The organism is Candidatus Stygibacter australis (genome assembly GCA_030765845.1).
GTDB lineage: Bacteria > Cloacimonadota > Cloacimonadia > Cloacimonadales > TCS61 > Stygibacter > Stygibacter australis.
Genome location: JAVCDJ010000256.1, coordinates 1 through 4,339 on the forward strand (window position 1 = coordinate 1; position 4,339 = coordinate 4,339).

The 4,339-nt window shown below is 38.8% G+C and carries 9 protein-coding genes; all 9 read right to left on the bottom strand.

What is annotated here, in order from left to right; all coding sequences use genetic code 11:
- A partial coding sequence (locus tag RAO94_12840; GenBank protein MDP8323227.1) for a hypothetical protein occupies positions 1-247 on the bottom strand: 247 nt, incomplete at its 3' end.
- Positions 248-454 carry a 30S ribosomal protein S18 gene (rpsR, locus tag RAO94_12845; GenBank protein ID MDP8323228.1) on the bottom strand — a complete coding sequence of 69 codons (207 nt, stop codon included), beginning with the start codon at positions 452-454 and terminating at the stop codon, positions 248-250.
- Between the two features lie 175 nt (positions 455-629).
- Positions 630-1,103 (bottom strand): single-stranded DNA-binding protein, encoded by a 474-nt coding sequence (locus tag RAO94_12850; GenBank protein MDP8323229.1) that lies wholly within the window; start codon positions 1,101-1,103, stop codon positions 630-632.
- Positions 1,104-1,116: 13 nt separating this feature from the next.
- A complete protein-coding gene (gene rpsF / locus RAO94_12855) occupies positions 1,117-1,398 on the bottom strand; it encodes a 30S ribosomal protein S6 (protein MDP8323230.1) in 282 nt (93 codons plus the stop codon).
- Complete coding sequence (gene pth / locus RAO94_12860; protein ID MDP8323231.1) at positions 1,399-2,001, bottom strand: aminoacyl-tRNA hydrolase; 603 nt, start codon at positions 1,999-2,001, stop codon at positions 1,399-1,401.
- Between the two features lie 19 nt (positions 2,002-2,020).
- Positions 2,021-2,572: a 50S ribosomal protein L25 gene (locus RAO94_12865; protein MDP8323232.1), complete on the bottom strand. Its 552-nt coding sequence runs from the start codon at positions 2,570-2,572 to the stop codon at positions 2,021-2,023.
- A gap of 21 nt (positions 2,573-2,593) precedes the next feature.
- Entirely contained in the window at positions 2,594-3,538 is a 945-nt protein-coding gene (locus RAO94_12870) for a ribose-phosphate pyrophosphokinase (GenBank protein ID MDP8323233.1), read from the bottom strand.
- A gap of 4 nt (positions 3,539-3,542) precedes the next feature.
- Positions 3,543-3,863: a septation regulator SpoVG gene (gene spoVG / locus RAO94_12875; protein MDP8323234.1), complete on the bottom strand. Its 321-nt coding sequence runs from the start codon at positions 3,861-3,863 to the stop codon at positions 3,543-3,545.
- On the bottom strand, positions 3,844-4,339 hold a 496-nt coding region (locus tag RAO94_12880; GenBank protein MDP8323235.1), incomplete at its 5' end, for a hypothetical protein. The genes spoVG and RAO94_12880, both read right to left, overlap by 20 nt.

Consider the following 4,339-nt stretch of genomic DNA (forward strand, 5'->3'; position numbering starts at 1 on the left):
TACTTTTAAGATAATAAAAAAATATCAGGGCAGTAAGACCAATTCCCCACAAAGTATCCATCAAAGCAAGTGATGTCTTTCCCGCAGCAATCAAAAATACCGATAGCAGTGATGAAACTGCAAAGGTTGCAAAATAGACAATATTCTGTTTTTGATAATGCCTGAAGCCGTATGCGATTATAATGAGCAAACCCCAGAAGGGCGAAAAACCGGCAAAAAAACCAGCGATTAGGGCAGAGAAAAACACTTATTTATCTGTGTAAGGGATCAGTGCCATCTGCCGGGCTTTCTTAATTTCAGTAGATAGTCTTCTTTGATGTTTTGCACAGGTTCCAGAGAATCTTCTGGGAGTGATTTTACCACTTTCGGCAACAAAACGCCTCATCAAACTAACATCTTTATAATCAATAGCAACATCAGCATTTTTACAGAAGAAGCAGACCTTCTTTTTCATAAAGAATTTTCTTTTATCTGATCTTCTGGGATTTCCCCTGAAAGGTTTGCGGGGAGAACGACTGGAAGAACTCTCTTCAGTTCTTTTTTTGCGTTCCTGATCCTGCTCCGGATTGCTGGCAGGACTTACATTTTCATTTTTGGTTTCGTTTTCTATCATTTATTTCTCCTGATATTTAAAAGGGAACATCATCTTGAGTTGATGTTTCTGAATTATTAAATTTGTCATCTTTATCACTGGTAGTATTAGTAACTGATTCCACATTTTCAAACTGACTTTCATCTTTATATTGACGATTACCATCAGTCCATTCCAGAAAATGGATACGACTAGCTACAATTTCAGCGATTTTTACATTTTTGCCTTCATTATTGGTATAAGTTCTTGTTTGCAAACGTCCTTCCACAATGACTGCACTGCCCTTCATAAGATTTTCAGCACATTGAGTTGCCTTCTTTTCCCAGGCAATCACATCAATATAGCTGGTTTCTTTTTCCCAGGCACCGTTTTTTTGCACATTCCGATCAAAAGCTATCGAAAGCTTGGCTATCGGAGTACCTGAAGGGGTATATCGGAGATCAACTTCTCTGGTCAATCTTCCACTAATTGTTATACTATTTACTCTCGGGAATCTTAAATCCTTTGCCATAATTACCTCCCGCTTATTTCTTGATAATATTATGTCGAATAATATTTTCGTTGAGACGGTACAGGCGATCAAGTTCTAAAATCTTTTCAGCAGCAAAATTAAAGTAATTAATAAAATAGTATCCTTCTTTCTGCTTTGAGATTTCATAAGCTAGGCTTCTTTTAGGCCACTTATCTGTCTCGATCAATTCACCGCCATTTTCTTTTATGAAGTTGATGATTTTCAGGTTTTCCTGATCAACATCGGTCTCAGCAAGATTGGCAGAGATTACGATCATGCTCTCATACGAGTTCATTTATATTCCTCCTTTGGACTTATGATCCTGAAAAGCTTCCAGCTTCTCAGAATAGGTTTTCTTATTTTTACTGTGATAATCCAGAAGGTATTCAAAGCCTTCTAGAAGATAAAGATCGAGTAACCTGGCGCTGTAAGAGATAACCTCAGGAAGAAATTCATCTTCCTCAGCACTGAATTTACTCAATACATAGTCTGACAAGTCTTCATCTAATTCAGGTTCCCCTATACCAATCCTGAATCTTTTAAATTCATTGGTTCCCAGGTTTTCCTGGATAGATTTTAGACCATTATGCCCACCAGCACTTCCTTTATGACGAAACCTGATTTCACCAAAAGGTAAACTGGCATCATCATAAATTACCAGCATTTCATCAATGAAATAACTGGTATTGACAGAAGTGAAAGCGAGTCCACTCCGATTCATGTAAGTTTGTGGCTTGAGCAGAAGAAAATCTTTATCAGCCACAAATTCATACAATTTCTTTTTTTTAAAGACCAATCCCTTTTGTTTCGACAGGTAATCTAACACCATAAAACCGACATTATGCCGGGTCAATCTGTAACCGCTTCCGGGATTACCTAAGCCTGCTACAAGCCTCATCAGTTAACAATTACGTTTACTATATTCTGGCACCCTTGACTTGAGCCAGAACTGTATTTCCGGGAAGACTGGAATAAATGTTTTTCATTTCCAGGTCCCTGAAATGTATAGATTGCCCTACACCAATTGGAGATAAATCAATATTGATCTCTTCTGGAATGTCTTTTGGTAGACATTTTATCGTAATTTCGCGTACCAGTATTTCCAGCGTTCCACCTTCTTTTAAACCAAGAGGTTCACCGAAATATTTAAGGGGAACCTTAAGTGTTGATTTGTTACCAGGCACTAATTCCAGAAAATCAATATGCTGAATTAGACGGCTAACAGGATGAATCTGCTTCTCCTTGATAATCGTCTTGTATTCTTTTCCATCAACATTGATTAAAAAGTAGGAAATCTCGCCAATTGACTTCCTGTATTCCCTAATAAAATCAGCATTTACAATACTGATTTGCAATCCTTCCTCACCAGCTTTATAGATTATAGCTGGAATGATTTTGGCATTTCTCATTACCGTCAGGTCAGATTTCATCTTTGTTTCACGTTTCTTTGCTTCGATTTTGATAATCATACTATCTTCCTCCATTATTCCCTATCTGAACAAGATACTCAACGATTCTTCGGCGTGTATCTTCTTGATGGCTACTGCCAGCATTTCTGCAATCGATATCTGGACGATCTTATCGCTTTTCTTTTCCGCTGGAAGCGGAATAGAATTTGTTATGAAAAGCTTCTCAATCGGGGAATTATTGATCTTATCGACTGCATCTTTTGATAATACTCCATGCACACACGCTGCCACTATACGGCTGGCACCAAACTTCTCTAAAGTCCGGGCTGCGTCTGTCAAACTACCACCAGTATCAAGAATATCATCAAACATGATCGCTGTTTTTCCTTTCACATCACCAATAATATTGAGAATTTCAGCTGAACCGGTATTGTCCAGCCGTCTTTTATCTCCTATTGCGAGTCCAAGTTTCAGCCTCTCAGCCAAAGACCTGGCTCTGTGAGCACCTCCAGCATCAGGAGATACAACCACTGCATTAGAAAGATCAATATTTTCTCTAAAATATTGGGCAAAAGTCAATTGCGATGTTAGATGATCTACAGGAATATTGAAAAAACCCTGTATCTGATCACTGTGTAAATCCATGGTAACAATTCTATTCGCTCCTGCTACGGTAATCAGATCTGCCACTAACTTTGCTGTGACTGGAACGCGAGGCTGATCCTTTTTATCTGACCGGGCGTAACCATAATATGGGATTACGCAATTGATCCTGGCTGCTGATGCACGTTTAAAGGCATCGATCATGATCAATAATTCCATCAGATTATCGTTAACCGGACGGCAGGTGGGCTGTAATATAAACACATTTGCTCCCCGAACATTCTCCTTGATCTTCACAAAACTATTATCATTATGAAATTTGAAAAGATCTAATTCTCCGAGAGGAATTCCAGCATAACGCGATACTTCCTCAGCCAAAGCTAGATTGGCTCTGCCGGTGAACAGTTTGAGCTTTTTATACATAGAATTATTCTACAGGGGAGTCACTTGTTTCCACTACAGGGGAGTCACTTGTTTCCACTACACTAAGGGCTTTCTGCAATTCTTCTTTATATGCCAGCAAGATGCGCTCTTCCAGCATTTGACGGGTTTCTGTGTTAATAGGATGAGCAATGTCACGATATTCTCCACTGGAAACACGTCTGGAAGGCATGGCAACAAAGAGACCCTTGTCTCCTTCGATAACTTTGATGTTCCTGATTATAAAAGCATCATCAATAACGATATTGACAAAAGCTTTTAACTGGTTGCTTTCACGAATAAAAACCTTAACATCTGTAATGTTCATTTGGTTCTCCTTTTGTTTTTGTTATGGTATTCCAGTATCCTTTATGTGTGTAATACTGGCCTAATTTATTAGCTGTTGCAAGGTCTGGGCAAAATCCAATGACAGTTGCCCCACTACCTGAAAGAATTGATTTTATAACTCCTTCTGATTCAAGATACCCGATAATATCATCTATCTCTGGATAATTCTTTCTAATTCCATCCTCCAATCGATTAAAGCAGAATCGAGAGTCTTTCCTGGTTAACAGTTCCCGATAAACCTGTTTCTCCTGGCATATTTCTGCTGATCTGTATGCTTCCGAGCTGGCAATACCAATTCCAGGATTTACCAGGAATATATGGTCAAATGCCAAATATGGAAGAGAAGATATTTTTTCTCCTCTACCTTCACCCAGGGCAGTGGATCCTTCCAGAAAGAAATTTATATCACTTCCCCAAAGAGCGGCAATCTCATGCATCTCCTTACTGGAAAGTTGC

Coding starts and splice junctions, on each gene's coding strand:
- rpsR (MDP8323228.1), bottom strand. CDS start 454: ATGAAAAAGAAGGTCTGCTTCTTCTGTAAAAATGCTGATGTTGCTATT.
- RAO94_12850 (MDP8323229.1), bottom strand. CDS start 1,103: ATGGCAAAGGATTTAAGATTCCCGAGAGTAAATAGTATAACAATTAGT.
- rpsF (MDP8323230.1), bottom strand. CDS start 1,398: ATGAACTCGTATGAGAGCATGATCGTAATCTCTGCCAATCTTGCTGAG.
- pth (MDP8323231.1), bottom strand. CDS start 2,001: ATGAGGCTTGTAGCAGGCTTAGGTAATCCCGGAAGCGGTTACAGATTG.
- RAO94_12865 (MDP8323232.1), bottom strand. CDS start 2,572: ATGATTATCAAAATCGAAGCAAAGAAACGTGAAACAAAGATGAAATCT.
- RAO94_12870 (MDP8323233.1), bottom strand. CDS start 3,538: ATGTATAAAAAGCTCAAACTGTTCACCGGCAGAGCCAATCTAGCTTTG.
- spoVG (MDP8323234.1), bottom strand. CDS start 3,863: ATGAACATTACAGATGTTAAGGTTTTTATTCGTGAAAGCAACCAGTTA.